Here is a 26,310-nt window from a genome sequence, read left to right on the forward strand (position 1 = left end):
CGTGCGGTGGCGGTGTCGAGCGGTTGCGGTGTCGAGCGGCGCGGCCCTAGTGGCGCAGTGCGCCGCCGAGCAGCAGCTCGGTGATCATGTGCGTGAAGTCCTTGCCGGCGACCCGGCCCTCGGAGACCGCCCAGGCTCCGGAGGCCAGCAGGCCGTAGAGCGCCTCGGTGAGCCAGGCGGGGGTCAGGTCGATGCGGAAGTCGCCGTCGGCCTGGCCGCGCCGGAACAAGGCCGCGATGCGCTCGTCGATCCGGGTCCAGCCCGGATTCTGCTGCTCGCCCTCGAAGAGCTGGTTCTCGGTGTAGAGGAAGGCGAGCAGGGCGGCGGCCGGTTCGAACTCCCGCACGAGCCGGCGTACGGCGTCGGGGGCCGGGCCGTCGTCCGGTCGGGCCGCCTCCAGGGCGGACTCGCACTCCGCGATGCCGAGGGACTCCAGGGCGCGCACGAGCGCGTCGCGCCCGGCGAAGTGGCGGTGCAGCGTGGCCCGGCTGATCCCGGCCGCCTTGGCGACCTCGTCCATCGTCGCGGTGGATTTTCGGGTCAGCAGGGACGCGGCACTGCGCAGCACGTGGTCACGATCGACAGCCATGAGACAAGAGTAGCCCATGTGAGACATGGATGTCTCATTCTGAGGGTGCGCGTCTCAGCGTGGCGGCAGAGGTGCGAACCCGCCCGAACGCGGTGGGCGCTCAGTGCCAGGGCAGTCGGCTGCGCCGCTCCCAGTAGGCCTGCGGGTCCTCCGACAGGACGTTCAACCGGTCCAGCTGGTCGTCGTCGAGGTCGACGACCGCTGCGTGCAGATTGGACGCGAGCTGGGCGGCCGTCGCCGCGCCGGAGAGGACGACGCCGGCCCAGGGTCGGCGCAGGATCACGGCGAGGGCGACGGCGTCACAGTCCAAACCCGTCTCCTGCGCCACCGACCTGAGGACGTCGGGTGCGGCCGGACCGGCGAGACGCCCGTTGGCCATGCCCTCCTTCACGATCACCGTGAGTCCGGCCTCACGGGCCTCGGCGAGGGCCGGGCCGGCCGAGGTCTCCAGGAGGTTGTACGTCGACTGGACGGTGCGGAAGAGGGGCTCGCCGTCGACTGTCACGGCGAGCGCGGCGCGAATCGCGTCGGCCTGGGCGGGACCGCTGGTGGAGAAGCCGACCGTGCGGCCGCGCGCGGCGGCCTCCGCCAGTTTCGCGTGCAGCTCCTTGTCGGTGAGGGCCGGGCTGTCCGGGGTCACCGAGTGGATCTGGTAGAGGTCGAGCCGGTCGCCGAGCAGGCCTTCCGTCTCCCGGCGCTGGCGTTCGTAGGTGGCGAGCCCGTGATCCTTGACCTCGTGCGTCTCGGCGTCCGTCGACCAGTCGGCGGTGTAGGTGTACCCCCATTTGCTGCCCACGACCACGTCGTCGACGTCGGGGCGGGCGGCGAGCCAGCCGGCCAGGAACTCCTCGGAACGGCCGTACGAGCGGGCCGCGTCGAAGTAGCGGACGCCCTGGGCGTAAGCGGCGTCCAGGAGTTCGTGCGTACGGGCGCGGAGGGCCTCGACGCTGCGGTCGCGCGGGAGGTCCCGGTCACGGCCGAGGTTGAGGTAGCCGGGGCGGCCGACGGCGGCGAGCCCGAAGCCGATGTGGCAGGTGGGGGTGGTCGCTGCGGCGAGGCGGGCGAAGGGCATCGCGGGCTCCGTTCGGTCGGCTCCGGTACGGCTGACGACCAACGTAACCCGCGACGGCGTCCCCTTCGGCGTGCGGGGCGGGCGGGACATCCGCGCGCGGGGTGCGCGGCGAGGGCTCGGCCCGCGCGACAGCGCCGTGACCGGCGCGCGGGCCCCGCACCCCGAACGGGCACGCCGCCCCGGTGTCACCCCGGTGTCACTGCTTGGCGGTGGCCCAGTCGTGTTGCGCGCGCACGTTCGCCTTCACCTCGGCCAGCTGGACCGCGACCGCACTCGGGGCGGTGCCGCCCCGGCCGTTGCGGGAGGCCAGCGCGCCCGGGACGTTCAGGACCGAGCGGACCTCGGGGGTCAGATGGGCGCTGATCTTCGCGAACTGGTCGTCCGTCAGCTCGTCCAGCTCCTTGCCCTCGGCCTCCGCCGCCTTGACGCACTCTCCGGCGACCTCGTGCGCGACACGGAACGGCACACCCTGCTTGACGAGCCACTCGGCGATGTCGGTGGCGAGCGAGAAGCCGGCCGGGGCCAGTTCCTCCATGCGCTCACGGTGCACGGTCAGGGTGGCGACCATGCCGGTGAAGGCCGGCAGCAGCACCTCGAGCTGGTCGCAGGAGTCGAAGACCGGCTCCTTGTCCTCCTGGAGGTCGCGGTTGTACGCGAGCGGGAGGGCCTTGAGGGTGGCCATCAGCCCGGTCAGATTGCCGATCAGACGGCCGGACTTGCCGCGCGCCAGCTCCGCGATGTCGGGGTTCTTCTTCTGCGGCATGATCGACGAACCCGTGGAGAAGGCGTCGTGCAGCGTCACGAAGGAGAACTCCTTCGTGTTCCAGATGATGATCTCCTCGGCGATCCGGGAGAGGTTCACGCCGATCATCGCGGTGATGAAGGCGAACTCCGCGACGAAGTCCCGCGAGGCGGTGCCGTCGATGGAGTTTCCGACGCTGCCGTGCTCGAAGCCGAGATCCTCGGCCACGGCCTCCGGGTCCAGGCCGAGGGAGGAGCCCGCCAGGGCGCCCGAGCCGTACGGCGAGACGGCCGTGCGCTCGTCCCACTGACGCAGCCGCTCGGCGTCCCGGGACAGGGACTGCACATGGGCGAGCACGTGATGGGCGAAGAGCACCGGCTGGGCGTGCTGGAGGTGGGTGCGGCCCGGCATGGCCACGTCCGGGTGGGCCTCCGCCAGGCCGACCAGCGCGTCCTGGAGATCGGCGATCAGCCCGCCGACGATCCGGGCGTGGTCGCGCAGGTACATCCGGAAGAGGGTGGCGATCTGGTCGTTGCGGGAGCGGCCTGCGCGGAGTTTGCCGCCGAGGTCGGGGCCGACGCGCTCGAGGAGACCGCGCTCCAGGGCGGTGTGGACGTCCTCGTCGGCGATCGTGCCCACGAACGAGCCGTCGGCGACGTCCGCCTCGAGCTCGCCGAGGCCCGCGATCATCCGGGTCAGCTCGTCCTCGGTGAGCAGGCCCGCCTTGTGCAGCACGCGCGCGTGGGCGCGGGAACCGGCGATGTCGTAGGGAGCGAGCCGCCAGTCGAAGTGGACGGACGCGGACAGCTTCGCCAGGGCCTCGGCGGGACCGTCGGCGAAACGACCGCCCCAGAGCCGTACGTCACCGCTGTTGCTGCTCACTTGCGTTGCTCCTCACCGCTGCATTCACCGACCTGCATGATTATGCAGAGCTCTGCATGATTCGTCAATCCGACGTGCGCGGAGCGGGGGCCCCGATGACTTGCGAAGACTTTTTGAAGATCCCTTGAACAAGGGCAACCGCTTACCCGTACTCACCGCTGAACGCCGGCCGCGTGAAACGAACCCACTCCTGACCCAAGTGAGGCATCCGCATGTCCAGGGCTCTTCCGAAGTACAACAAGCGTCGTGTGGTCGTCATCGGCGCGGCCGCCGCTCTGGCCCTGACCGGCGCGGTGGTCGTGAACTCCGCTCTCGCCGGGGAGTCGTCGTCCAAGGGCGGTGCGACCAACGCCCAGACGCTGGCCGCCGGTCCCGGCACGATCACCTGCCCCGACGTGGCGTCGCAGCTGCCCGCGGTCCCCGCCACCGCCAAGGCCGAGGTCGACCGCAACCTCGCCCTCCTCCAGACGCAGATCAACGAGGCCAACACCCGCCTGCAGAACACCGTCGGCCAGGGCGGCCCCAACTTCGTCCAGAACGCCATCCTCGGCCCCCTGAAGGGCAAGCGCGAGTCCACGATCGACCGCATCGCCATCTCGATCGGCCGCAAGGGCACCAAGCCGCAGGGCCTCAACGCCCTCGCCGCCTGCACGCTGAACGCGGGCGGCGCGGCCGCCCCGGCGGCGGGCAACGCGAACAACGGAAACAAGGGCAACCAGGGCAACCAGGGCAACCAGGGCCAGGGCAACCAGGGCCAGGGCAACCAGGGCCAGGGCAACAACGGAAACAAGGGCAACCAGGGGAACCAGGGGAACCAGGGCAACGCCGGAAACGCGGGCAACGCGGGCGCTGTCGGCACGATCACCTGCCCCGACGTGGCGTCGCAACTGCCCGCGGTCCCCGCCACCGCCAAGGCCGAGGTCGACCGCAACCTCGCCCTCCTCCAGACGCAGATCAACGAGGCCAACACCCGCCTGCAGAACACCGTCGGCCAGGGCGGCCCCAACTTCGTCCAGAACGCCATCCTCGGCCCCCTGAAGGGCAAGCGCGAGTCCACGATCGACCGCATCGCCATCTCGATCGGCCGCAAGGGCACCAAGCCGCAGGGCCTGAACGTCCTCGCCGCCTGCACGCTGAACAAGTGATGTGACAGGCGCGGCGGCCGCCCCGGGACGGACAGCACCGGCCAGGGGCGGCCGCCGCGGCGCGCGTACACGCGGTCGCACGGGAAGACCCCCTATTTCCTTAGACACGCGAAATACTTTCCCGGATACTTCGGAACCATGGGAAAGACCTACGAGCGCATAGACGGAAGGCTCCGTTCGTTCATCGAGGAGCAGCCCCTCTTCTTCACCGCGACCGCGCCCCTGTCCGGCGACGGCACGGTCAACCTCTCCCCCAAGGGCCTCAAGGGGTCGTTCGCCGTGCTCGACGAGCACACCGTGGCCTACCTCGACTTCGCCGGCTCCAACGCCGAGACCGTCGCGCACCTGCGGGAGAACGGCAGGATCACCCTGATGTGGTGCGCCTTCCAGGGGCCGCCGAACATCGTGCGGGTGCACGGCCGGGGCGAGCCGGTCTTCCGCGACGACCCCCGCTTCGGCGAACTCCTCGGACGCTTCCCCGACATCGACCCCAGCGCGCACGGACTGCGCGCGGTCATCGTGGTGCACGCCGAACTCGTCCGGGACACCTGCGGATACGCGGTGCCCTTCATGACCTACGACGAGGATCGCGCCTTGCACGGCAAGCGCTTCGCCCGGGAGGACGACGTCTCGCTCGGCGCGTACTTCGCCAAGAAGGACCACATCGCCACGAGCATCGACGGCCTGCCCGGGCTGCCCCTCCCGCTCCCGCCGCTGCAACCGCTCCCGCCGCACGCGCAGCACGCAGAACACGCACAGCCGACGCAGCAGGCAGAGCAGGCGCAGCCGCCGCGCTGACGCACGGTCGGCCCCTCCCGGACTGCCGGCGACGACGTGCGCCCTTAGCGTCTTCGCATGTCTCCTCGTGTCGCCGCCTGCCTCGCCGTCGCCGCCCTGCTCGCGCTCGGCGCGGCCCCCGGGGCCGGGGCGGCCCCGCCTGCCGGGGCGCCGGCGCCGCGTGGGGTTCCTCTGCCCGCGCGCATGGCGGATCCGGGCCCCGGCGCCCAGCTGATCACCGCCCTGGCCCCGGGGACCGGCTCCTCCGTCGGCGTCGTCGAGTGGTGGGACCTTCGGGACGGGCGATGGGTGCGGGCCGGCTCCGCTCCCTCCCGGTTCGGCGCGAGGGGCCTCGTCGAGGGCGCCGCACGCCGGCAGGGCGGCGACACGACCCCGACGGGCCTGTACGACCTCCCCTTCGCCTTCGGCGTCCAGGCGCCGCCGAGCGGGACGTCGTACCCGTACCGCCCGGTCCACGAGGACTCCTGGTGGTGCCAGGACAACGCCTCCCGCGCCTACAACCGGTGGACCGAGCCGCGCCCGGCCGACTGCCGGGCCGGCGAGTCCGAGCACCTGGTCGCCTATCGCGCTCAGTACGCGCACGCCCTCGTCATCGGCTTCAACTACCGCAAGCCGGTGCGCCATCGGGGCGCGGGGATCTTTCTGCACGTCGACGGGCGCGGGGCGACGGCGGGTTGCGTGTCGGTACCAGCCGCGGCGATGGGACGGATCCTCGCGTGGGCCCGTCCGGACGGACGGCCGCACATCGCGATCGGCACGGCGAACGGGCCGACCGCGATCACCCGGTACTGAGCCGGGGCGTACGCCGCCCCCGACGCCGGTTACCGACGGTCACGTCCGTCGGCGACCCTCCGCGTGGGACTCTCGCCGCAACTGAACGCTCCGCGGCCGCGGCCCGTATCTGAGGGCCAAGGGTCCGCACCCACGGAGGAACAGTGACCACGACGATCGCCGGCGGCCGTGCCGCCCGCCGCCAGACGATGCGCCGCATCCGTCCGCGCCGCTCCCCGGCCGTGCCGCTGTTGATCGCCGTCTGGGCGGGAGCCGCGGGCGTGCTGTGGCTGTGGTGGGACAACACGCCCAACATCGCGGACGACAACAGCAAGATCCTCAACGCGGGACGGATCACCGGTCTGCTCGCCGGGTACCTGATGGCGCTCGTCGTGCTGCAGATGGCCCGCGTGCCCGCCCTGGAGCGCCGGGTGGGCTCGGACCGGGTCGCCCGCTGGCACGCGATGAGCGGCCGGTACACGCTCTGCCTGACCTTCGCGCACGTGTTCCTCATCATGTGGGGATACGCGCTGCAGGCCGGGAAGTCGCTCGGCGACATCGTCTCGCAGACCGTCGACTCGGTGAACCAGCTGCCCGACATGGGCAAGGCCGCCATCGGCACCGGTCTGCTGGTGCTGATCGGCGTGGTGTCCATCGGCCCGGTGCGGCGCAAGATGCCGTACGACACCTGGTACCACATCCACCTGATGACGTACGCGGCCGTGTTCCTGACGTTCTGGCACCAGATCACCACCGGCAACGACTTCGCCGTCGAGCCGACCGCGAAGACCGCCTGGTACGCGCTGTACGGCACGGTCACCGCACTGGTCGTCTGGTACCGGGTCATCACCCCCGTGCGGCTGAACCTGCGCCACCGCATGTACGTCGAGGCGGTCATCGAGGAGACGCCCGGCATCGTGTCGGTGCTGATCGGCGGACGCAAGCTGCACCGGATGGGCGCGGAGGCCGGTCACTTCTTCCGCTGGCGGTTCATGGCGCCGGGAATGCGCATGAGCTCCCACCCGTACTCGCTCTCCGCGGCGCCCCGCCCGGAGCTGCTGCGGATCACCGTCAAGGCGATCGGCGACCACAGCGCCGCGCTGCGCGAGCTGACGCCCGGCACCAAGGTCTGGGCCGAGGGACCCTACGGCGCGATGACCGCCTCCCGGCGCAGCCGCGGCAAGGTGCTGCTGGTGGCCGGCGGGGTCGGCATCACCCCGATGCGGGCGCTGTTCGAGACGCTGCCGGGCGCGGCCGGTGACATCACCCTGCTGTACCGGGCCAACAGCACGCAGGACCTGGCCCTGTGGGACGAGCTGGCGAAGATCGCCGACGAGCGCGGGGCGCGGCTGATGTACGCCGTCAACAGCCCCGACGGGGAGCGCCCCGACATCTCGGCGGAGTCGCTGCAGCGCAAGATCCCCGACATCGACAGCCACGACGTTTTCATGTGCGGGCCGAACGGCTTCGCCCAGGGCGTGTACGAGGCGCTGCGCGGCGCCGGGGTCCCCGCCCGCCGCATCCACCACGAGTCGTTCGAGATGTGAGCGACCCGTACGCACGGGAACCTCGCCACCAACGGGAATCAGGAGCTCAGTAAGCGATGAGGAAGAGTCACCCGCTTCGGCGGGTCGTGCTGGCCACCGCCGCCACCGTGTCCGGGGTCGTGCTGCTGCTGTCGCTGAAGCCTTCGACCGACCCGGGCGCCGCACAGGCGGCAGGCGCGGGCGGCGGCGCCGCGGCGCAGGAGGCCGCCCAGGGCGGTGCGGGCGCCGTCGTGTCGGGAACGATGACCGGTGACGCGGCCCAGACCCAGTACGGGGCCGTGCAGGTCCGCATCACCGTCGTCCAGAACAAGATCACCAAGGCGGAGGCCGTGCAGGCCCCCAAGGGCGGCACCAGCACCCAGAAGACGGAGCTGGCCGTCCCCAAGCTGAACGCCGCGGTGGTCGCCCGGCAGAGCGCGAACATCGACACGGTGTCCGGCGCCACCTACACCAGCGAGGGCTACAAGAAGTCCCTGCAGTCGGCGATCGACAAGGCGAACGCGAGCGCCGGGGCCTCCCAGGGCTCCGGGAGCGCGCAGGCCGCCGGCACGTTCACCGGGGACGCCGCACAGACGCAGTACGGGGCCGTGCAGGTCCGCATCACGGTGGCCGGCGGCAAGATCACCAAGGCCGAGGCGGTGCAGGCCCCCAAGGGCGGCACCAGCGACCAGAAGACCCAGCTCTCCGTCCCCAAGCTCAACCAGGAAGCGGTCGCCGCCGGCAGCGCCGACATCGACTCCGTCTCCGGCGCCACCTACACCAGCGAGGGCTACAAGAAGTCCCTGCAGTCCGCACTGGACAAGGCGAAGGCGGGCAAGGGGGCGTCGTCGGGCTCCGGGAGCGCGGGCGGTTCCGGGAACGCGGGCGGTTCCGGGTCCGGCTCGTCCTCCGGCTCCTCGGGCGCCGCGCAGGCCAAGACCGTCACCGGCAGCGTCGAGCAGACGCAGTACGGGCCGGTGCAGGTCCGCATCACGGTCGCCGGCGGCAAGATCACCAAGGCCGAGGCGGTGCAGGCCCCCAAGGGCGGCACCAGCGACCAGAAGACCCAGCTCTCCGTCCCCAAGCTCAACCAGGAAGCGGTCGCCGCCGGCAGCGCCGACATCGACTCCGTCTCCGGCGCCACCTACACCAGCGAGGGCTACAAGAAGTCCCTGCAGTCCGCACTGGACAAGGCCGGTGTCTGACACGGTGGCCGAGTCGGCGGCGGCCCCGGCCGTGGTGCGGCACGCGGAAGAGGTCATGGGGACCGTCTTCTCCTTCGACGTCCGCGGCGGCGACGCCGAAGCGGTGCGGACGGCGCTGGACGAGGCGGTCGCCTCGCTGCACCGGGTGAACGAGGTGTTCAGCACCTACCGCGAGGACAGCCAGGTGTCCCGGCTGGCGCGCGGCGAGCTGACGCTCGAGGAGTGCGATCCCGAGGTGGCCGAGGTGCTGGAGCTGGGCGCCGAGGCGGAACGGGCAAGCGACGGCTGGTTCAGCATGCGCTACCAGGGCCGGCTCGACCCCACGGGCATCGTGAAGGGCTGGGCCGCCGAGCGTGCGGCCCGGCTGATCGCGGCGGCGGGCGTGAGCGGGGTGAGCGTCAACGGCGGCGGGGACGTGCAGCTGCTGGGCGTCCCCGGGCCCGAGCGGCCGTGGCGGGTCGGCGTGTCCGACCCGCTGCGTCCCGGCGGGCTCGCGGCGGTGGTCTCGGCGGCGGGCGCGGACGAGCTCGCGGTGGCGACCTCCGGGACGTCTGAGCGCGGCGCCCACATCGTGGACCCGCGCACGGGCCGTTCCGCGGTGACCGACCTGGTCGCCGTGACGGTGGTGACGCCCCGGCTGACCTGGGCGGACTGCTGGGCCACCGCGGCCTTCGCGATGGGCTCGCGGGAGGCGCTGGGCTGGCTGGAGTCCCTCCCGGACGTAGAGGCCCTCCTCATCACCGCAGGCGACGAGGTCCGCTGCACCGGCGGCCTGGCATCCCGCCTGGGCTGACCCCACCCCACCAGCGAACCCCCCGCACCCCACCCCGTAGGGGCGCGGGGAACTGCGCGACAAGCCCCACCGGACCCGCAGGCCAACCCACACGAGCAACCCACGGCATAGGGGCGCGGGGAACCGCGCGACAAGCCCCACCGGACCCGCAGCGACCCACACGAGCAACCCACCCCCTCAGGAGCGCGGGGAACTGCGCAACAAGCCCCACCGGACCCGCAGCGACCCACCCGGGCAACCCACGGCATACGGGCGCGGGGAACTGCGCAACCCACCCCCACAGGACCCGCACCCGCACACGAAAGCGGCCCACCCCCGGCGGCAGCCGTCAGTGGCCGTTCTGCGCCAACCGCAGGAGATGATCGGCGAGCGCCTGCCCCCCGGTCGCCTCCCGGCTGATCAGCAGCAGCGTGTCGTCGCCGGCGATGGTCCCCAGGATGTCGTGCAGCTCGGCCTGGTCGATCGCCGAGGCGAGGAACTGCGCGGCCCCCGGAGGGGTCCGCAGGACCACGAGGTTGGCGGACGCCTCCGCGGAGATCAGCAGCTCCTGCGACAGCCGCCGCATCCGCTCCTCCTTCGCCGACTCCCCGAGCGGCGCCCGAGGGGTGCGGAATCCCCCCTCGCTGGGCACCGCGTAGATCAGGTCGCCGTCGGTGTTGCGGATCTTGACCGCGTTCAGCTCGTCCAGGTCCCGGGAGAGCGTCGCCTGGGTGACGCTCAGCCCGTCGTCCGACAGCAGCTTCGCCAGCTGGCTCTGCGAGCGCACGGCCTGCCGGTTGAGGATGTCCACGATCCGGCGGTGGCGCGCGGTGCGGGTCTGCGGCACGGCGGGCCCGTTGGCTCCCGGGTGCTCATGGTCCTGCGCCTGACTCATCGTCGTCTCATTCTCCGGATCGGTCCCCGTTCACTGCGTCGAGGATGCCGGGCAGCGCCCCGAGGAACGCCTCCGCCTCGCCGTCGCCGAGGTTCAGCGGCGGCATCAGCCGGATGACGTCGGGGGCGGGCACGTTCACCAGGAACCCGGCCTCCTGAGCCGCCTGACGCACCTGGGGCGCGAGGGGCTCGGTGAGCACGATACCCAGGAGGAGGCCGGCCCCCCGGACATAATCGATCAACGGGTGGCCGAGGGCCTCGATTCCGTCCCGCAACTTCTCGCTCTGCCGCTTGACGTTCTCCAGCAACCCCTCGTTCTCGATCGTCTCGAGGACGGCGAGGCCGGCGGCGCAGGCGACCGGGTTGCCGCCGAAGGTGGTCCCGTGCTGGCCCGGCTGCAGCAGGTCCGCCGCCCGGCCGAAGGCGACCGTCGCGCCCAGCGGCAGTCCGCCGCCGAGGCCCTTCGCCAGCGTGACGACGTCCGGCAGGACGCCCTCGTGGGCCTGGTACTCGAACCACTGCCCGGTCCGGCCGACGCCGGTCTGCACCTCGTCGAGGACCAGCAGCGCGCCGGTCGCCGCGGTGATGGCGCGGGCGGCCTTCAGATACCCGGCGGGCGGCACGACGACGCCCAGCTCGCCCTGGATCGGCTCGAGGACGACGAGCGCGGTCTCCTCGGTCACGGCGGCGGCCAGAGCCTGGGCGTCGCCGAACGGGACATGGGTGACGTCGCCGGGCAGCGGCAGGAACGGCTCCCGCTTGCCCTGCTGGCCGGTGAGCGCGAGGGCGCCCATGGTCCGGCCGTGGAACGCGCCCTCGGTGGCGACGACACGGGTCCGTCCGGTCAGCCGGCCGATCTTGAAGGCGGCCTCGTTCGCCTCGGCGCCCGAGTTGCAGAAGAAGACCCTGCCGTCCCGTCCGAAGTGCCGCAGCAGCCGTTCGGCGAGCGCGACGGTCGGCTCTGCCATGAAGAAGTTGGAGATGTGGCCGAGGGAGCCGATCTGCCGGCTCACGGCCTCGACGACGGCCGGGTGGGCGTGACCGAGGGCGTTCACCGCGATGCCGCCGACGAAGTCCAGGTACTCCTTGCCGTCGGCGTCCCAGACCCGGCTGCCCTCGCCGCGCGCCAGGGGCAGCAGCGGGGTGCCGTAGTTGTTCATGAACGCGCTCTGCCACCGCGCGGTCAGTTCCTGGTTGGCGTCGCTCACGGCTCCCCCTGTCCGTCGGGCACGACCATCGTGCCGATGCCTTCGTCGGTGAAGATCTCCAGCAGGATCGAGTGCTGGACGCGCCCGTCGATGACCCGGGCGGTGGTCACGCCGCCTCGCACGGCGTGCAGACAGCCCTCCATCTTCGGGACCATGCCGGAGCTCAACTCCGGCAGCAGCTTTTCCAGTTGGGAGGCGGTGAGGCGGCTGATCACCTCGTCGCTGTTGGGCCAGTCCTCGTAGAGGCCCTCGACGTCCGTGAGGACCATGAGGGTTTCGGCGCCCAGAGCAGCAGCGAGTGCCGCAGCCGCCGTATCAGCATTGACGTTGTAGACATGTCCGTCGTCCTGGCTCCGGGCGATCGACGAGACGACCGGGATGCGGCCGTCGGCGAGCAGTGCCTCGATGGCGCCCGTGTCGATCGCGGTGATCTCGCCGACCCGCCCGATGTCGACCGGCTCGCCGTCGATCTGCGGCTGGTGCCTGGTGGCGGTGATGGTGTGCGCGTCCTCGCCGGTCAGTCCGACGGCGAGCGGACCGTGCTGGTTGAGCAGGCCGACCAGCTCGCGCTGGACCTGCCCGGCGAGCACCATCCGTACGACGTCCATGGCCTCTTCGGTGGTGACGCGCAGGCCTGCCTTGAACTCGCTGACGATGCCGTGCCGGTCGAGGGCGGCGCTGATCTGCGGGCCGCCGCCGTGCACGACGACCGGCCTGATGCCGGCGTGGTGCAGGAAGACGACGTCCTGGGCGAAGGCGGCCTTCAGGTCCTCGTCGATCATGGCGTTGCCGCCGAACTTGATGACGACGGTCTTGCCGTTGTGGCGGACCAGCCAGGGCAGCGCCTCGATGAGGATCTGGGCCTTGGGGAGCGCGGTGTGTCTGCGGGTCACGTTGCTCATGAGGAGTACGCGCTGTTCTCGTGGACGTAGTCGGCGGTCAGGTCGTTGGTCCAGATGACGGCCGACTCCGGGCCGGCGGCCAGGTCGGCGACGATGTGCACCTCGCGGTAGCGCATGTCGACCTGGTCGCGGTCCTCGCCGACGCCGCCGTTGCGGCAGACCCAGACGCCGTTGATGGCGACGTTGAGCCGGTCGGGCTCGAAGACGGCCTTCGTGGTGCCGATCGCGGACAGCACCCGGCCCCAGTTGGGGTCCTCGCCGTGGACGGCGCACTTGAGGAGGTTGTTGCGGGCGATCGAGCGGCCCACCTCGACGGCGTCGTCCTCGCTGGCGGCGCCCACGACCTCGATCTTGATGTCCTTGCTGGCGCCCTCGGCGTCGCGGATGAGCTGCTGGCCGAGGTCGTCGCACACGGTGCGCACGGCCGCGGCGAACTCCTCGTACGACGGAGCGACGCCGGAGGCGCCGGAGGCGAGCAGCAGCACGGTGTCGTTGGTGGACATGCAGCCGTCGGAGTCGACGCGGTCGAAGGTGACCCGGGTGGCGTCGCGCAGCGCCTTGTCCAGGGTCCCGCTGTCGACGTCGGCGTCGGTGGTGAGGACGACCAGCATGGTGGCGAGGCCGGGGGCGAGCATGCCGGCGCCCTTGGCCATGCCGCCGACGGTCCAGCCGTCGCCCTGGGCCACGGACGTCTTGTGGACGGAGTCCGTCGTCTTGATGGCGATGGCGGCCTTCTCGCCGCCGTGCTCGGAGAGCTGACCTGCGGCGGTCTCGATCCCCGGCAGCAGCTTGTCCATGGGGAGCAGGACGCCGATGAGGCCGGTGGAGGCGACGGCGACCTCGCCCGCGCCGATGTCCAGCGCCTCGGCGACCTTCTCGGCCGTCGCATGCGTGTCCTGGAAGCCCTTGGGCCCGGTGCACGCGTTGGCGCCGCCGGAGTTCAGCACGACGGCGGTCAGTTCGCCGCTCTTGAGGACCTGCTCGGACCACAGCACGGGCGCGGCCTTCACACGGTTGGAGGTGAAGACGCCGGCGGCTGCGCGGCGGGGCCCGCCGTTGACCACGAGGGCCAGGTCCGGGTTGCCGTTCTCCTTGATCCCGGCGGCGATGCCCGCCGCTGTGAATCCCCTGGCTGCCGTGACGCTCACGGTGCGACTCCGATCGTGGAAAGCCCGGTGGTCTCGTCGAGGCCGAGGGCGATGTTCATGCTCTGCAGGGCGCCGCCGGCGGTGCCCTTGGTCAGGTTGTCGATGGCGCTCACGACGATGACGCGATCCGCGGCCCCGTCGTACGCGACCTGCACCTGGACGGCGTTGGAGCCGTAGACGGAGGCGGTCGCGGGCCACTGCCCCTCGGGGAGGAGGTGGACGAACGGCTCGTCGGCGAAGGCCTTCTCGTAGGCGGCGCGCACGGACTCGGCGGTGACGCCGGGCCTGGCCTTGGCGCTGCACGTGGCGAGGATGCCGCGGGACATCGGCGCGAGGGTGGGCGTGAAGGAGACGGAGACCGGCTCTCCCGCGGCGGTGCTGAGGTTCTGGATCATCTCCGGGGTGTGCCGGTGACCGCCGCCCACGCCGTACGGCGACATGGACCCCATGACCTCGGAGCCCAGCAGGTGCGGCTTGGCCGCCTTGCCGGCGCCGGAGGAGCCCGAGGCGGCGACGATCACGGCCTCCGGCTCGGTCAGGCCCGCCGCGTACGCCGGGAAGAGCGCGAGCGAGACGGCCGTCGGATAGCAGCCGGGGACCGCGATGCGCTTGGACCCCTCCAGCGCCGCGCGGCCGCCCGGCAGTTCGGGGAGGCCGTAGGGCCAGGTCCCGGCGTGCGCGGAGCCGTAGAACCGCTCCCAGTCGGCCGGGTCCTTCAGCCGGAAGTCGGCGCCCATGTCGACGACGAGGACCTCCGGGCCGAGCTGCTCGGCCACGGCCGCGGACTGGCCGTGCGGCAGGGCGAGAAAGACGACGTCGTGTCCGGCGAGGACCTCGGGGGTGGTCTCCTGGAGCACACGGTCGGCCAGCGGCAGCAGGTGCGGCTGGAGTCCGCCCAGCCTCTGCCCGGCGTTGGAATGGCCGGTCAGGGCGCCGATCTCGACCTCGGGGTGCGTAAGGAGCAGGCGCAGCAGCTCTCCGCCCGCGTACCCGCTCGCTCCGGCCACCGCCGCACGTACCACCATGACTCCTCCTCCTGGATGGCATGACTATACGTTTCGATGCACTTTTATGCAATCAGGCAAGGGGTTCGAGTGATCGTTTGCGACCGACCGGGCGACACGGGGAGGCGACAGCGCCGTCGGACGTGACGGGTGTGATCCCGGCGGGCGTGAGCGGTGGCCGAGCGGTGGCCCGCCCCTGCCCGCCGGGATCGCTGCCGCTGCCCGCTACCGCTGCCGGATACGCAGGAAGGTGATCGAGTTCGCCGGGAAGGTGTAGGTGAACCTCCCGGAGACTCCGGTGACGGTGGAGGTCACCGGAGCGACCGGCGTGCCGGTCTCCGTGTTGACCGCGTCCGGGGCCGCGGCGAGGGTGATCGCCTTCGCCCTGGAGGCGACCTTGGCGCCGCCGAGGTCGATCGCCGTGCGGGCGTCCGAGGACTGCGCGTTGACGACCTTGACGATCAGGTCGCCGGTCTTGCGGTCCTTGGTGACGACCTGCCGGAACGGCTCGGCCGGCTTGTCGTCGGTGAAGCTGCCCCACTCCTGGCCGTCGAGGTAGAGCGTCACCTGGCGGCCGCGCACCTTGACGTCGACGTCATAGGCGCGGCCCGTCTCGACGGAGCCGGGCTTGGAGATCAGCGTCGACTTTCCGCCGTCCACGGCCTGCTCGACGGCGGACTGGGTGTTGTTCCAGCCGCCCAGGTTCCACCAGTAGTAGTTGCCGGTGTCCTTGACGCCGAACGCGACGAGGAACCCTTCCTTGCCGGACTTCTTGACCGCCTTCACGTGCAGGTCGTAGTCGTGCCAGGCGGCGTCACCGGCCGAGACCATGGTGTTCTCGGCGGCGGCGTCGGTCTGCACGTACTGCCCGTCCTGCAGCGACCAGCTGCCGCCGCCGGTGTGCGTCCACCGCGAGGCGTCGCCGGAGAAGTCGTCGCTCAGCAGCGACGCGCCGTCCGCGCCGGTCACCCGCACGTCGTCGTACGCCGCACTGGTCGCCCAGGTCGACAGGCCGACGGCGCCCGTGATCGGGCCCTGGAGGGAGGGCGTGCCGGTGGCCGTCGAGGGCGCCACACGGTCGCCGACGTTGGTCATGAACAGCTTCTGGACCTCGTAGTTGGCGGAGTTCCAGGAGGCGTGGTTGTTGAACCACACCAGGTCCGGGCGCCACTGGACGTAGTCCTCGTTGGCGAACAGCGGCGCGTAGGACGCGAGCTTGACGACGTCGGCGTTGCGTTCGAGGCCGGTCATGAACGCGGCCTCGGCCAGGCCGTTCTTGAAGGCGTTGCCCTGGGAGGCGTACTCGCCGAGGAAGACCTTGGGGCCGCCGCGGTCGTAGGAGTCGTAGCGGTCGTTGTTCTGCAGGAACCACTGCGGACTGTTGTAGTAGTGCTCGTCGACCATGCCGACCTTGGCGTCCCGGTTGAGCTGCCAGGCCGTGTCGAAGGTCGAACCCGAGTCGTCGGGACCGGAGTTGGAGATGACGGTGACGTCCGGGTACTTCGCCTCGACCGCGGAGCGGAACTCCTTGAAGCGGGCGAAGAACTCGACGGGCAGGTTCTCCTCGTTGCCGACCTCGAGGTGGGTCAGCCCGAAGGGCCGAGGGTGGCCCATCTGCGCGCGCTTCCTGCCCCAGGGGGAGGTGACCGGGCCGTTGGCGAACTCGATGAGGTCCAGGGTGTCCTGGATGTGCCGCTTGAGCAGCGCCTCGTCGACGACCGCCCGGTTCTGGCCGCAGCCGGTGACCAGAGCGGGGACCACGGGCAACGGCATCGCGCCGACGTCCTCGGCGAAGCGGAAGTACTCGTAGTAGCCGAGGCCGTAACTCTGGTTGTAGCCCCAGAAGTTGGAGTTGACGGCGCGCTGTTCGACGGGTCCGACGGTGTCCTTCCACTGGTAGGAGCGGGCGCGCTGCCAGCCGGACGCCTCGCTGTAGTCCTGCATGGAACCGGTGTTCACCAGGCATCCGCCGGGGAAGCGGACGAACCCGGGGTGCAGGGCGGCGACCTTCTCGGCGAGGTCCTTGCGCAGTCCGTTGGGCTCGTTGCGGTAGGTCTCCCGGGGGAACAGCGACACCATGTCGAGGGCGGCCGCGGCCGAGGAGCCCACCGTCAGCCGGCCGTCGCTGCTGGTGCGCAGGGCGGTGAAGGACGCCTGGTAGCGGAACCAGCCGCCCTTGCGGACGGCCACCGTGCGGGCGGCGGCCAGCGCGCCGCCGGCGTCTTGGAGGCTCACGGTGAGGGTGGCGCCGTCCTCGGCGCGGGCCCATACCGAGAAGTCGTACTTCTTGCCCTGCTCGACCCGGACGCCGGTGTTGTACCCGGAGTTCGTCACCGACGAGCCCGCGCCCAGCGAGAGGTAGTTGCGGTTGCGGTCGTTGAGACGGCCGGCGTCGTTCAGGACCTGTGCCGCGCCCTCGACCGCCCAGGAGGTCAACGGGGTGTACGACCTGTTGTCGACGGCGGCGTACTCGAAGGACCTGTTCTGCACGAGTTCGGCGTACAGGCCGCCGTCGGCCGCCCGGTTGATGTCCTCGAAGAAGACGCCGTACATCGTGTCGTCGATCTTCGCCCCCTTGGCGGACGGGTCGACGCTGATGGTGTAGTCGGTCACGGACTCGGCGTGCGCCGGGGCCGGGAGGAGGGCGGCGGCGGTCAGCAGGGCGGTGACGGGAAGGCCGATTCTCCAGCGCGTTCGGGCGGAGCGGGTGGCGTGCGCGGTGCGGGTGGTGCGCATGGTGCGGGTGGTGCTGCGTGACATGAATGACTCCGCGGCTCGATGGGGGGAGTTCTCTGCGAGTCGTTCGAGATACCAAACGATGATCAGCACTGCGAACGGCAAGATAGGGAGGTGACCGAGGCACGTCAATGGGGCGTGCGGCGGCGGGAGTGACGGAGGGCGGCGTCCCATGGGCGAGTTCCGGCCAGTGCCGGACGTGCTGGCGTACCTCGCGGGGAGCTGGCGGGTGGAGCGGTCGGTGCGGGACCTGGCGGGCGGCGGCGAGGGCCGCTTCGAGGGCGTCACGGTGTTCGGCGCGCCGCACCGCGACGACCCCGGGGAGGACGGCGGACCGCGCCCGGGCGGCGGACCGCTTGCCTACGACGGGTCGCCTGCCGACGGCGGGTCGCCTGTGGGCGGTGGGCTGCTGCACGAGGAGTGCGGCACGTTCGTCTGGCTCGGCGTCGCCCGGCCCGCCGCGCGCACGCTGCGCTTTCTGCCGGGGTCACGACCCGGCACGGCCGACGTGCGGTTCGCCGACGGCCGCCCCTTCCACGACCTGGATCTCACGACCGGACGCCACGTGGCCGACCACCCCTGCTCGGCGGACCTCTACCGGGGCGAGTTCACCGTCCGTGACGCGGACCGCTGGCGGTCGGTCTGGCGCGTGGCCGGACCCGCCAAGGACCTGCTCCTCGTCACCGACTACGCGCGCGTGGGCTGAACCGGCGCTCCTTCGAGGCGCAGGTTCCAGCGGCCTCCGCGGCCGGTGACGGTGGTCGTGGACAGCGGGCGCACGTCGATGTTCCAGTACGTCGCGGGCGGCGCCTTCAGCGCGTACACCAGGGCGGCGCGGATCACGCTCGGCTCGGCGACGGCGACGATGCGGCAGCCGTCCTCCACCGGCCGGGTGTCGAGCCAGCCGCCCACCCGCGAGATGAACGCGAGCAGGGACTCGCCGCCGTGCGGGGTCGCCAGGGGGTCGGCCAGCCAGGCGTCCACGGCCGCGGGCTCCCGCGCCATCGCCTCGCCGAGCGTGAACCCGCGCCAGCGGCCCATGTCGCAGTCGCGCAGCGCGAGCTGCACCAGCGGGGCGTACCCGAGCGCGTCCCCGGTCGCGCGGCTGCGCGGGGTCGGCGAGCAGTAGCGCAGCTCGGCGGCGGCGAGCGGCAGCAGCTCGCCGGCCGCGCGCTGCACCTCGCCCCAGCCCGCCGGGTCCAGCGGCCGGTCGTCCTCGAAGCGCTCCGCGAGCAGCGGGGAGCTGCGAGCGGCGGCGACGAAAGTGACCCGAAGTGGCATGCGGAGATGGTGGGCCGCGTAACTGCGCAGGTCAAGGGGTGTCGGCGGACGACCGGAAGAAAACTTACCGACGGGTCAAGGTCCGTGGGACAAGTCGCCAGAAAACAGCGCGGTCATACCGTGCCGGGCTTGTCGAAGATCAGCGCCATCCAGTTGTCGGGCTTCTCCAGCGCCTCGAAGCCGACCTGCCGGTACACCCCGTGCGCGTCGTGGGTGGCGAGCAGGATGCGCCGCAGGCCATGGGGACGCAGGTGCTCGCGGACGGCGGCGACCAGCGCGGTGCCGATGCCCTTCCCCCGCGCCGCGCGGTCCACGTAGACGTCGCACAGCCATGCGAAGGTCGCGAGGTCCGTCACGACCCGCGCGTAGGCGACCTGCTCGCCGGACGCCGTGTCGTACACGCCGAAGTTCAGCGAGGCGTCGATCGCCCGGTCCTGCTTCTCCCGCTCGCGGCCGGACGCCCAGTACGCGTCCGTGGACAGCCAGCGGTGCACGCGCTCGGCGTCGAGGCGGGCGGGGTCGGTGGAGATCTCGTGTCCCTCGGCGAGGGCCGGGATCCGGTTGGTGGCGTCCGTGGCAGTCATGGCCGGATCCTCACAGGACGGCGTTCACGCTGTCGAACGGTTTGCGGGCAGCGCCTCGTCGCACGCCGCCCGCAGCCGCCGGACGCCCTCGGCGATCTCCTCCGTCCCGGCGACGGCGGCGAAGCTCAGCCGTACGTGGGCGGCCGGGGGCTCGGCGCTGAAGTAGGGCCGGCCGGGAGTGAGGGCGACGCCGGCCCGCAGGGCGGCGGCCGTGAACGCCGCCTCGGTCTGTGAGCCGAGGGCGCTGGAGGCGTCCCCGGCCCCGTCGGGCAGCCGCAGCCACAGGTGGTAGCCGCCGGACGGGATGTGCGGCAGCTCGAGTTCGGGCAGTCGCAGCCGCAGGGCGGAGGTCATCGCGTCCCGCCTGCTGCGCAACTCGGCGGCGACGGTCCGCAGATGTCGGGGCCAGGCGGGCGAGCCGACCAGTTCGAGCGCCGCCTCCTGCAGCGGGCGGGGCACGAAGAAGGTGTCGACGACCTGGATGGCGCGCAGCCGCTCCAGGACCGGTCCACGCGCGGCCAGCGCGCTGACCCGGAAGCTCGGCGAGGTCGCCTTGGTCAGCGAACCGACGTGCACGACGACGCCGTCGGGGTCGTCGGCGACCAGCGGCCTCGGCAGCCGCCCGGCGTCCTCGTGGGCGAGGCGGCGCACGAAGTCGTCCTCGACGACGAACGCGCCCGCCTCCCGGGCGATGCGGAGCACCTGCGGGCGCCGGTCGGCGGCGAGCACGGCGCCGGTCGGGTTCTGGAACAGCGGCTGGCAGACGAACACCCGGGCGCCGGTGGCCCGGAACGCGTCGGCGAGCAGCTGTGGTCGCACCCCGTGCGGGTCGACCGGCACCGGCACCGGGCGCAGCCCCGCCGACCGGGCGATCGCCAGCATGCCGGGGTAGGTCGGCGACTCGACCAGGACCGGTGCGCCGGGCGGGGCGAGGGCGCGCAGGGCGGTGGTGAGCGCGGCCTGGCCGCCGGCGCTCACCAGCACCTCGGCCGCGGTGAGCGAGCCGCCGATGGCCCGGGCGAACCACTCGCGCAGCTCGGGCAGCCCTTCCATGGGCGGCCGCCCCCAGGCTCCGGGACGCCGCCCGGCCCTCGCCAGGGCCGCCGCCATCGCGCGTTCCGGCTGCAGCGAGGGGTGCAGATAGCCGCCGTTGAACTCGATCACACCGGGCGGCGGAGCGGCCAGCGACACCGTGACGCCCGAGGCGTCCACCGAACGCGGGACCAGGTCGGCGGCTCCGTCCGCGCTGAGCGCGACTTCCTGCCAGGAGGTGTCCGCCGCGGGCGCGGCCGCGGCGCGCGTCGGCCGGGTCCGGAAGGCGCCCGCGCCGGGCCGGGTCACCACCAGGCCCTCCGCGGCCAGCTGCGCCAGCGCCCGCGACACGGTCACCGGGCTCACCCGGAATCTCTCGACCAGGGCCCGGCTCGACGGGAGCTTTCCACCGGGAGAGTAGCGGTCGAGCTCCTTCCGCAGCCGATCCGCCAGCTCACCCACACTGCTACGCTCTTGCATGACAGTACAGAGTAGCGCTACTGCACCGACGGCGATAGCGGTCAACACCTCCCGGCCGAGCGGTCACGGCACCCTGCAGGCCGCCCTCGGGGTCGTCGCCTTCTCCCTGACCTTCCCCGCCACCGCCTGGGGACTGGAGGGCTTCGGCCCGTGGGCGCTGGTCGCCGTGCGCAGCGTCCTGGCCGCTCTGATCGCGGGCGCCTGTCTGCTCGCGCTGCGCATCCCGCCGCCCGCCCGGCGGCACTGGGCGGGGCTCGCCGTCGTCGCCGGCGGGGTGGTCGTCGGCTTCCCGCTGCTCACCACGCTCGCCCTGCGGACGTCCACCACCGCGCACGCCGCCGTCGTGGTCGGTCTGCTGCCGCTGACGACGGCGCTGTTGTCCGCCCTGCGCATGGGTGTGCGCCCGTCCCGCACGTTCTGGGCGGCGGCCGTGGCCGGCGCCTGCGCGGTCGCCGCGTTCACCGTGCAGCAGAGCGGCGGGGCCCTGACCACGGCCGACCTGTACCTGTTCGGGGCGCTGCTGGTGTGCGCCGCCGGTTACACCGAGGGCGGCAGGCTGGCCCGGGTGATGCCGGGCTGGCAGGTCATCGGCTGGGCGCTGGTGCTCTGCCTGCCCGTCGGAGTGCCCGCGGCCTGGCTGGCGCTCGCCCACGAGAGCGCCGACCTGACCGTGCACAGCGTGACCGGGCTGCTGTGGGTCGCGGCGGGCTCGCAGTTCCTCGGCCTCGTGGTCTGGTACCGCGGCATGGCGGCCATCGGCGTTCCCAAGGCCAGCCAGTTGCAGTTGGCCCAGCCGCTGCTCACACTGGTGTGGTCGGTGCTGCTGCTGGGCGAGCACCTCACGCCCGCCGCTCCGCTGACGGCGGCAGCCGTGCTCGTCTGCATCGCCGTCACACAGCGGGCGCGCGGCTAGTCCAGGAACGCGCCGCCGCTCCCGCACCCGGTGAGGAGGGCCCACAGATGCGCGCAACCGAGGGCGACCAGTTCGTCCAGCACGGCAGGGTGGTCGGGCAACACGACAAGGTCGGCGAGATCCTCGAGGTGATGGGCCAGGCGGGCAGCCCCCCGTACCGCGTCCGCTTCGAGGACGGGCACGTCGGTGTGTGCTCACCCGGCCCCGACACCGAGATCCGTCACAGGTCGGCCGGGGAGCCCCGGTCGTGACACGCGGCGCGGGCTCCGCGGCCCCGGCTCACCGCGGAGCCTCCGCCCGACTCGGGTAGTGGTCGGAGACCACTTTCTGCATCGCCCCGATCCGGTCCGTCCGCACGTCCTTGGCGGCGAAGAAGACATGGCCGCGCACCTCGGGATGCCGGGCCGCCAGGTCGAGGTGGTCCGACAGCTCGGCCGGGTCCTGCCAGGCCGCGGGCTGCGTGGGATCGCCCGCCCGGTAGAGGGCCTCGCCGATGTACAGCCGGGTGCGGCTGCCCCTCGCCACCTCCGCCCACCAGGGCACGAGCTTGGCGTAGTCGGCGGCCGACAGCCCGATGTTCCAGTACAGCTGCGGCACGACGTAGTCGATCCACCCCTGGCGCACCCACTTGCGGGTGTCGGCGTGGATGTCGTCGTACGACTGCAGCGCCCGGGTGGCGGAGCCGCGCGGGTCGGTGGAGGCGTTGCGCCACACCCCGAACGGGCTGATGCCGAACTGGGTCGTGGGCCGTACGGCCTTGATCCGCGCGGCGGTCTCCAGCACCAGCCGGTCGACGTTGTCGCGCCGCCAGGCGGCCCGGCTGGAGAAGGCGCCGCCGTGGGCGTCGTAGGCGGCCTCGTCGTCGAAGGTCTGGCCGGCCACCGGGTACGGGTAGAAGTAGTCGTCGAAGTGCACGGCGTCCACGGGGTACTTGCGGACCGCGTCCAGGATGGCGTCCTGGACGAAAGCGCGGACCTCCGGCAGGCCCGGGTTGTAGTAGAGCCTCCCGCCGAACGGGACGAGCCAGTCCGGATTCCTGCGTGCGGGATGGGAGGCGACGAGCCTCGTGGGGTCGTCGTGGGTGGCGACGCGGTAGGGGTTGAACCAGGCGTGCAGCTGCAGTCCGCGCGCGTGGGCCTCCGTGACGGCCGTGCCCAGCGGGTCCCAGCCGGGCGAGCGGCCCTGGACGCCGGTGAGCACCTGGGACCACGGCTCGTACGGCGAGGGCCACAGCGCGTCGGCGGTGGGGCGCACCTGGAAGACCACCGTGTTCAGCCGTCTGCTGACCGCCAGGTCGAGCAGCGCGATCAGTTCGGCGCGCTGCGCCGCGGCGGACAGGCCGGAGCGGGACGGCCAGTCGCGGTTGGAGACGGTCGCCAGCCACATCCCCCGCATCTCGGTCGTCGCTCTTCGCTCCCCCGCGGGAGCGGCCGCCGCACCCGTCGTGGTGAACGCCGACAGCGCTGCCAGCGCGAACGCCCGCCGGGTCAGTCGCCCCATCGCACACATCCCCACATACTCCGCGGATCCGTACGGTCACGGATCGTGTCGGGCCCCAGCATGCCCCCACCCCGGCGATCGATCATCGATACTTGCTAGTAACGTGCACGATCGGAGCAGGCCTGACGGAATCCGGTGGGCGTGCCCCTGCCAACGAAGTCAGCGCGGCGAAAGGGACGATGTGACCGACATCGAACGGGTCGGAGTGGTGGGCTGCGGCCAGATGGGGGCGGGCATCGCCGAGGTCTGCGCCCGCGCCGGTCTCGACGTCAAGGTCGCCGAGACCACCGGCGAAGCCCTGGAGATCGGCCGTACCCGGCTGTTCAACTCCCTGGCCAAGGCCGCCGAGCGCGGCAAGATCTCCGACGAGGAGCGCGACGCGACGCTGGCGCGCCTGAGCTTCACCACGGACCTCGGCGAGTTCGCCGACCGCGATCTGGTCGTCGAGGCGGTGGTGGAGAACGAGCAGGTCAAGACGGAGATCTTCCAGGTCCTCGACCAGGTGGTGACCCGCCCCGACGCGATCCTCGCCTCCAACACCTCCTCCATCCCGCTGGTGAAGCTGGCGGTCGCCACCTCGCGGCCCGACCAGGTCGTCGGCGTGCACTTCTTCAACCCGGCCCCGGTGCAGAAGCTGGTCGAGCTGATCCCGGCGCTGACCACCTCCGAGGGCACGCTCGGCCGGGCGCAGCTGTTCGCGGAGAAGGTGCTGGGCAAGCACGCGATCCGCGCCCAGGACCGCTCCGGCTTCGTGGTCAACGCCCTGCTGATCCCGTATCTGCTCTCCGCGATCCGGATGTTCGAGACGGGCATCGCCAGCCGCGAGGACATCGACAACGGCATGGAGATGGGCTGCGCCCACCCGATGGGCCCGCTCAAGCTGTCCGACCTGATCGGCCTGGACACCGTGGCCTCGGTGGCGCAGAGCATGTACGACGAGTACAAGGAGCCGCTGTACGCCGCTCCCCCGCTGCTCCAGCGCATGGTCGACGCCGGCCGCCTCGGCCGCAAGACCGGCTCGGGCTTCTACACGTACTGACGGCCGACCCCGTGCGGGACGGGCCCGGCGCTGCTCGTGCGGCGCCGGGCCCTCGGCGTTCACCCGCCGGGTGTGCCCGCGCCCCGCACGCGCACCCGGGCGGGCCCGCGGGGTCCGGGGCCACGGGCTCAGCCGATCCTGTGGTGGTGCAGCAGCATCAGCGCCGCCGCCATGTTGGCGGCCGGGACCTCCCCCCGGGCGACCAGGTCGGGGGCGGCCTCCAGGGGAACCCACTCCCGGCGGTCCGACTCGAAGTCGTCCACCGGATGCCCCACGTACTCCCCGCGGTCCGACCAGTAGATGTGGTGGACGGCGTCGGTGAGCCCGTTGGACGGCTCCACGCTCATCAGGTGGCGCAGCGGCCCCGGCCGCCAGCCGGTCTCCTCCTCGAGTTCCCTGGCGGCGGCGCGGGCGACGTCCTCGCCGTCCTCGACCACGCCCGCCGCGAGCTCCCAGCCCCAGCTGTCGGTGATGAAACGGTGCCGCCACAGCAGGAGCACCTCGTTCGCCGCGTTCACGACCGTGGCCACGGCGACCGGCCTCAGCCGTATGAGGAAGTGGTCGAGGTGCCGACCGTCGGGCAGCTCCACATCTGCCAGGTTGACGCTGAACCAGCGGTTTTCATACACAGTTTGCTCGTTCTGTTTCGTCCACTGCACGGTTCTGCCACCTTCCGTCGAGTAAGTGGCAATATCGCAGCAGGAACCATGCGTCGACGGTGGCGGCCGGCCCCGTCTACAGCGGTACGCGCAGCGCCCCGTCGATGAGTTCGGCGGCCTCGGCCGTGCCGGCGCAGCCGCTGCGCACCAGGTGCTCGCGCACCGCCCGGAGTCTGTCGCGCAGCCGCTGCGACTCCATCCCCCGGGCCTGTTCGGCCATCTCCATCGCGGTGACCACCGCCTTGTCGGGATTGCCCTGCCGCAGCTCGATCGTGCTGAGCATGGCCAGCCGGTGCACCCGGCCCCGGTCGTGCGCCGGGGTGCCGACGGCGGCCGCCGCGTGCTCGGCGGCCGCGGCCAGGTCGCCGAGGCTGAGCAGCGCCTCCGCCACCTGGACGTTGACCAGGCCCGGCTGGACATAGCCCGTCTCGTCGGGCTCGCGTCCACGCAGGATGCGATCGGCGGCCGTCTCCGCACGCCGGATGCACGACAGGGCGCTCGTGCCGTCGCCGAGGTGCGCGTACGCCTTGGCCTGCATCGCGTACAGGTCCGAGGCGAGAGCGGGCGTGATGTGCTTGCCCGCCGCCCGCAGCGCGGCCTCCGCGAAGGCGACCGCCTGCCGGTACTCCCGCATGAACAGCGACTGGTTGACGAGGAGGGCGATGACGTAGGCCCCGAGCCCCCGGTCCCCGCTGGCCTTCGCCAGTCTGAGCGCCTGGTGGAAGTAGCGCTGGGCCAGTCCGTGCGCGTCCGAGTCGTAGGCGCAGATCCCGGCGACCGCCACCAACCCCCCGGTCGCCCGGTGCAGTTGACGGCCCGTCTCGTCGGTGTAGCTGCCGCGCAGCAGCGGGGCGGCCTCGGCGTTCAGGAAGCCGACGATGCGACTGCGCGTCGCGATGCCGCCGGCCTTGCGGTACAGCTGCTCGTAGTGCGTACGGGCGGCCCGCAGCATCTCCAGGTCCGCGGAGGTGACGCGATGCCGGCCGCCGCGCGAGACGTCCACGTCCTCCGGCGGGTTCTCCCACTCCCAGACCGGCATCACGGCAGGCGTGCCGGTGACGGCGGGCGCGCCCAGGATGTGCGGACGCTGCTGCTCGTCGGAGCGCCACAGCGCGGTGGCCCGCTCGACGAACCCGGAGAGCGAGGTGCCGTGCGGGGCGGACGACTCGCCGGGGACGCCGAGCCCGATGTCGTCGAGGGTGACCGGACGGTGCAGCCGGCCCGCGAGCACCTCGCAGATCAGGTCCGGCACCTGGCCCCTCGGCCGCTGCCCCTTCAGCCACCGGGCCACCGCCGTGTGCTCGTAGCGCAGGGCCAGCCCGCGGGCCCGGCCGGCCTGGTTGACGTGGGCGGCGAGGCCGGCGTGCGAGATGCCCGCCTCGTCCAGGATCGCGTCGAGCAGAGTGTTGGGCTGCATGGGTGGCCCCC

General features: G+C 72.1%; 24 protein-coding genes and 1 pseudogene. 10 read left to right on the forward strand and 15 right to left on the reverse strand.

The annotated features are described in order from the left end of the window. Positions 1–46: 46 nt before the first annotated feature. From ABT300_RS04625 to argH, 3 genes are all read right to left on the reverse strand, one after another. Complete coding sequence (locus ABT300_RS04625) at positions 47–589, reverse strand: TetR/AcrR family transcriptional regulator (RefSeq protein ID WP_351672078.1); 543 nt, start codon at positions 587–589, stop codon at positions 47–49. Between the two features lie 100 nt (positions 590–689). Continuing rightward, positions 690–1,661, reverse strand: coding sequence for an aldo/keto reductase (locus ABT300_RS04630; RefSeq protein ID WP_351672081.1), 972 nt, complete (start codon positions 1,659–1,661; stop codon positions 690–692). A gap of 196 nt (positions 1,662–1,857) precedes the next feature. Beyond that, a complete protein-coding gene (gene argH, locus ABT300_RS04635; RefSeq protein ID WP_351672084.1) occupies positions 1,858–3,285 on the reverse strand; it encodes an argininosuccinate lyase in 1,428 nt (475 codons plus the stop codon). 212 nt (positions 3,286–3,497) lie between these two features. Between argH and ABT300_RS04640 the strand changes: the two genes are divergently transcribed. The 6 genes and pseudogenes from ABT300_RS04640 (at position 3,498) to ABT300_RS04665 (ending at position 9,523) form a co-directional block, all read left to right on the forward strand. Continuing rightward, entirely contained in the window at positions 3,498–4,430 is a 933-nt protein-coding gene (locus ABT300_RS04640; protein WP_351672087.1) for a hypothetical protein, read from the forward strand. Positions 4,431–4,568: 138 nt separating this feature from the next. Continuing rightward, positions 4,569–5,144, forward strand: a pseudogene (locus ABT300_RS04645) (pyridoxamine 5'-phosphate oxidase family protein); the annotation flags it as partial. Between the two features lie 141 nt (positions 5,145–5,285). Continuing rightward, entirely contained in the window at positions 5,286–6,020 is a 735-nt protein-coding gene (locus tag ABT300_RS04650; protein ID WP_351672090.1) for a L,D-transpeptidase family protein, read from the forward strand. A 143-nt stretch (positions 6,021–6,163) separates the two neighbouring features. Then, complete coding sequence (locus ABT300_RS04655) at positions 6,164–7,546, forward strand: ferredoxin reductase family protein (protein WP_351672093.1); 1,383 nt, start codon at positions 6,164–6,166, stop codon at positions 7,544–7,546. A gap of 242 nt (positions 7,547–7,788) precedes the next feature. Then, complete coding sequence (locus ABT300_RS04660; RefSeq protein ID WP_351672217.1) at positions 7,789–8,730, forward strand: FMN-binding protein; 942 nt, start codon at positions 7,789–7,791, stop codon at positions 8,728–8,730. Continuing rightward, positions 8,723–9,523: an FAD:protein FMN transferase gene (locus ABT300_RS04665; protein ID WP_351672096.1), complete on the forward strand. Its 801-nt coding sequence runs from the start codon at positions 8,723–8,725 to the stop codon at positions 9,521–9,523. Before ABT300_RS04660 ends, ABT300_RS04665 begins: the two co-directional genes overlap by 8 nt. Positions 9,524–9,851: 328 nt before the next feature. Here ABT300_RS04665 and ABT300_RS04670 read toward each other — a convergent pair whose 3' ends face one another. The 6 genes from ABT300_RS04670 to ABT300_RS04695 all read right to left on the reverse strand — a co-directional run bounded on the left by ABT300_RS04670 (position 9,852) and on the right by ABT300_RS04695 (position 17,418). Beyond that, complete coding sequence (locus tag ABT300_RS04670; protein WP_057580416.1) at positions 9,852–10,397, reverse strand: arginine repressor; 546 nt, start codon at positions 10,395–10,397, stop codon at positions 9,852–9,854. Between the two features lie 7 nt (positions 10,398–10,404). After that, a complete protein-coding gene (locus ABT300_RS04675) occupies positions 10,405–11,604 on the reverse strand; it encodes an acetylornithine transaminase (protein ID WP_351672099.1) in 1,200 nt (399 codons plus the stop codon). Continuing rightward, positions 11,601–12,506 (reverse strand): acetylglutamate kinase, encoded by a 906-nt coding sequence (gene argB, locus ABT300_RS04680; protein WP_351672102.1) that lies wholly within the window; start codon positions 12,504–12,506, stop codon positions 11,601–11,603. Before argB ends, ABT300_RS04675 begins: the two co-directional genes overlap by 4 nt. Further along, positions 12,503–13,654, reverse strand: coding sequence for a bifunctional glutamate N-acetyltransferase/amino-acid acetyltransferase ArgJ (gene argJ, locus ABT300_RS04685; RefSeq protein ID WP_351672105.1), 1,152 nt, complete (start codon positions 13,652–13,654; stop codon positions 12,503–12,505). Before argJ ends, argB begins: the two co-directional genes overlap by 4 nt. Beyond that, positions 13,651–14,679, reverse strand: coding sequence for an N-acetyl-gamma-glutamyl-phosphate reductase (gene argC / locus ABT300_RS04690; protein WP_351672108.1), 1,029 nt, complete (start codon positions 14,677–14,679; stop codon positions 13,651–13,653). The genes argJ and argC overlap by 4 nt, the downstream gene beginning before the upstream one ends. 204 nt (positions 14,680–14,883) lie before the next feature. After that, positions 14,884–17,418 carry an alpha-L-arabinofuranosidase family protein gene (locus tag ABT300_RS04695; RefSeq protein ID WP_502977879.1) on the reverse strand — a complete coding sequence of 845 codons (2,535 nt, stop codon included), beginning with the start codon at positions 17,416–17,418 and terminating at the stop codon, positions 14,884–14,886. Positions 17,419–17,566: 148 nt separating this feature from the next. Here ABT300_RS04695 and ABT300_RS04700 point away from each other — a divergent pair, with 148 nt between their 5' ends. Then, positions 17,567–18,100: a DUF6314 family protein gene (locus tag ABT300_RS04700; RefSeq protein ID WP_351672111.1), complete on the forward strand. Its 534-nt coding sequence runs from the start codon at positions 17,567–17,569 to the stop codon at positions 18,098–18,100. Here ABT300_RS04700 and ABT300_RS04705 read toward each other — a convergent pair. The 3 genes from ABT300_RS04705 to ABT300_RS04715 form a co-directional block, all read right to left on the reverse strand. Then, positions 18,082–18,675: a histidine phosphatase family protein gene (locus ABT300_RS04705; RefSeq protein ID WP_351672114.1), complete on the reverse strand. Its 594-nt coding sequence runs from the start codon at positions 18,673–18,675 to the stop codon at positions 18,082–18,084. The genes ABT300_RS04700 and ABT300_RS04705 overlap by 19 nt on opposite strands. 113 nt (positions 18,676–18,788) lie before the next feature. Continuing rightward, positions 18,789–19,259: a GNAT family N-acetyltransferase gene (locus ABT300_RS04710; RefSeq protein WP_351672117.1), complete on the reverse strand. Its 471-nt coding sequence runs from the start codon at positions 19,257–19,259 to the stop codon at positions 18,789–18,791. 24 nt (positions 19,260–19,283) lie between these two features. Next, the gene (locus tag ABT300_RS04715; RefSeq protein ID WP_351672120.1) at positions 19,284–20,771 is read right to left on the reverse strand and encodes an aminotransferase-like domain-containing protein; all 1,488 of its coding nucleotides are present in this window, start codon (positions 20,769–20,771) and stop codon (positions 19,284–19,286) included. Here ABT300_RS04715 and ABT300_RS04720 point away from each other — a divergent pair. Both ABT300_RS04720 and ABT300_RS04725 read left to right on the forward strand, forming a co-directional pair. Further along, positions 20,770–21,684: a DMT family transporter gene (locus ABT300_RS04720; RefSeq protein ID WP_351672123.1), complete on the forward strand. Its 915-nt coding sequence runs from the start codon at positions 20,770–20,772 to the stop codon at positions 21,682–21,684. The two genes, ABT300_RS04715 and ABT300_RS04720, sit on opposite strands and share 2 nt — an antisense overlap. A gap of 47 nt (positions 21,685–21,731) precedes the next feature. Then, a complete protein-coding gene (locus ABT300_RS04725; RefSeq protein WP_351672126.1) occupies positions 21,732–21,935 on the forward strand; it encodes a DUF1918 domain-containing protein in 204 nt (67 codons plus the stop codon). Positions 21,936–21,963: 28 nt separating this feature from the next. On the opposite strand, the gene ABT300_RS04730 is transcribed toward ABT300_RS04725, so the two are convergent. Beyond that, a complete protein-coding gene (locus ABT300_RS04730; RefSeq protein ID WP_351672129.1) occupies positions 21,964–23,184 on the reverse strand; it encodes a glycoside hydrolase family 10-like protein in 1,221 nt (406 codons plus the stop codon). A gap of 181 nt (positions 23,185–23,365) precedes the next feature. Between ABT300_RS04730 and ABT300_RS04735 the strand changes: the two genes are divergently transcribed. Beyond that, on the forward strand, positions 23,366–24,223 hold the full coding sequence (locus ABT300_RS04735) for a 3-hydroxybutyryl-CoA dehydrogenase (protein WP_351672132.1): 858 nt from the start codon (positions 23,366–23,368) through the stop codon (positions 24,221–24,223). 128 nt (positions 24,224–24,351) lie between these two features. On the opposite strand, the gene ABT300_RS04740 is transcribed toward ABT300_RS04735, so the two are convergent. Together ABT300_RS04740 and ABT300_RS04745 are read right to left on the reverse strand one after the other, a co-directional pair. Beyond that, positions 24,352–24,882 carry an NUDIX hydrolase gene (locus ABT300_RS04740; protein WP_351672135.1) on the reverse strand — a complete coding sequence of 177 codons (531 nt, stop codon included), beginning with the start codon at positions 24,880–24,882 and terminating at the stop codon, positions 24,352–24,354. Positions 24,883–24,958: 76 nt separating this feature from the next. Next, a complete protein-coding gene (locus ABT300_RS04745; RefSeq protein ID WP_351672138.1) occupies positions 24,959–26,299 on the reverse strand; it encodes an NsdA family TPR-like regulatory protein in 1,341 nt (446 codons plus the stop codon). Positions 26,300–26,310 lie beyond the last annotated feature (11 nt).

Origin of the sequence: Streptomyces sp. NPDC001027 (assembly GCF_040299045.1) — a bacterium.
Taxonomy (GTDB): domain Bacteria; phylum Actinomycetota; class Actinomycetes; order Streptomycetales; family Streptomycetaceae; genus Streptomyces.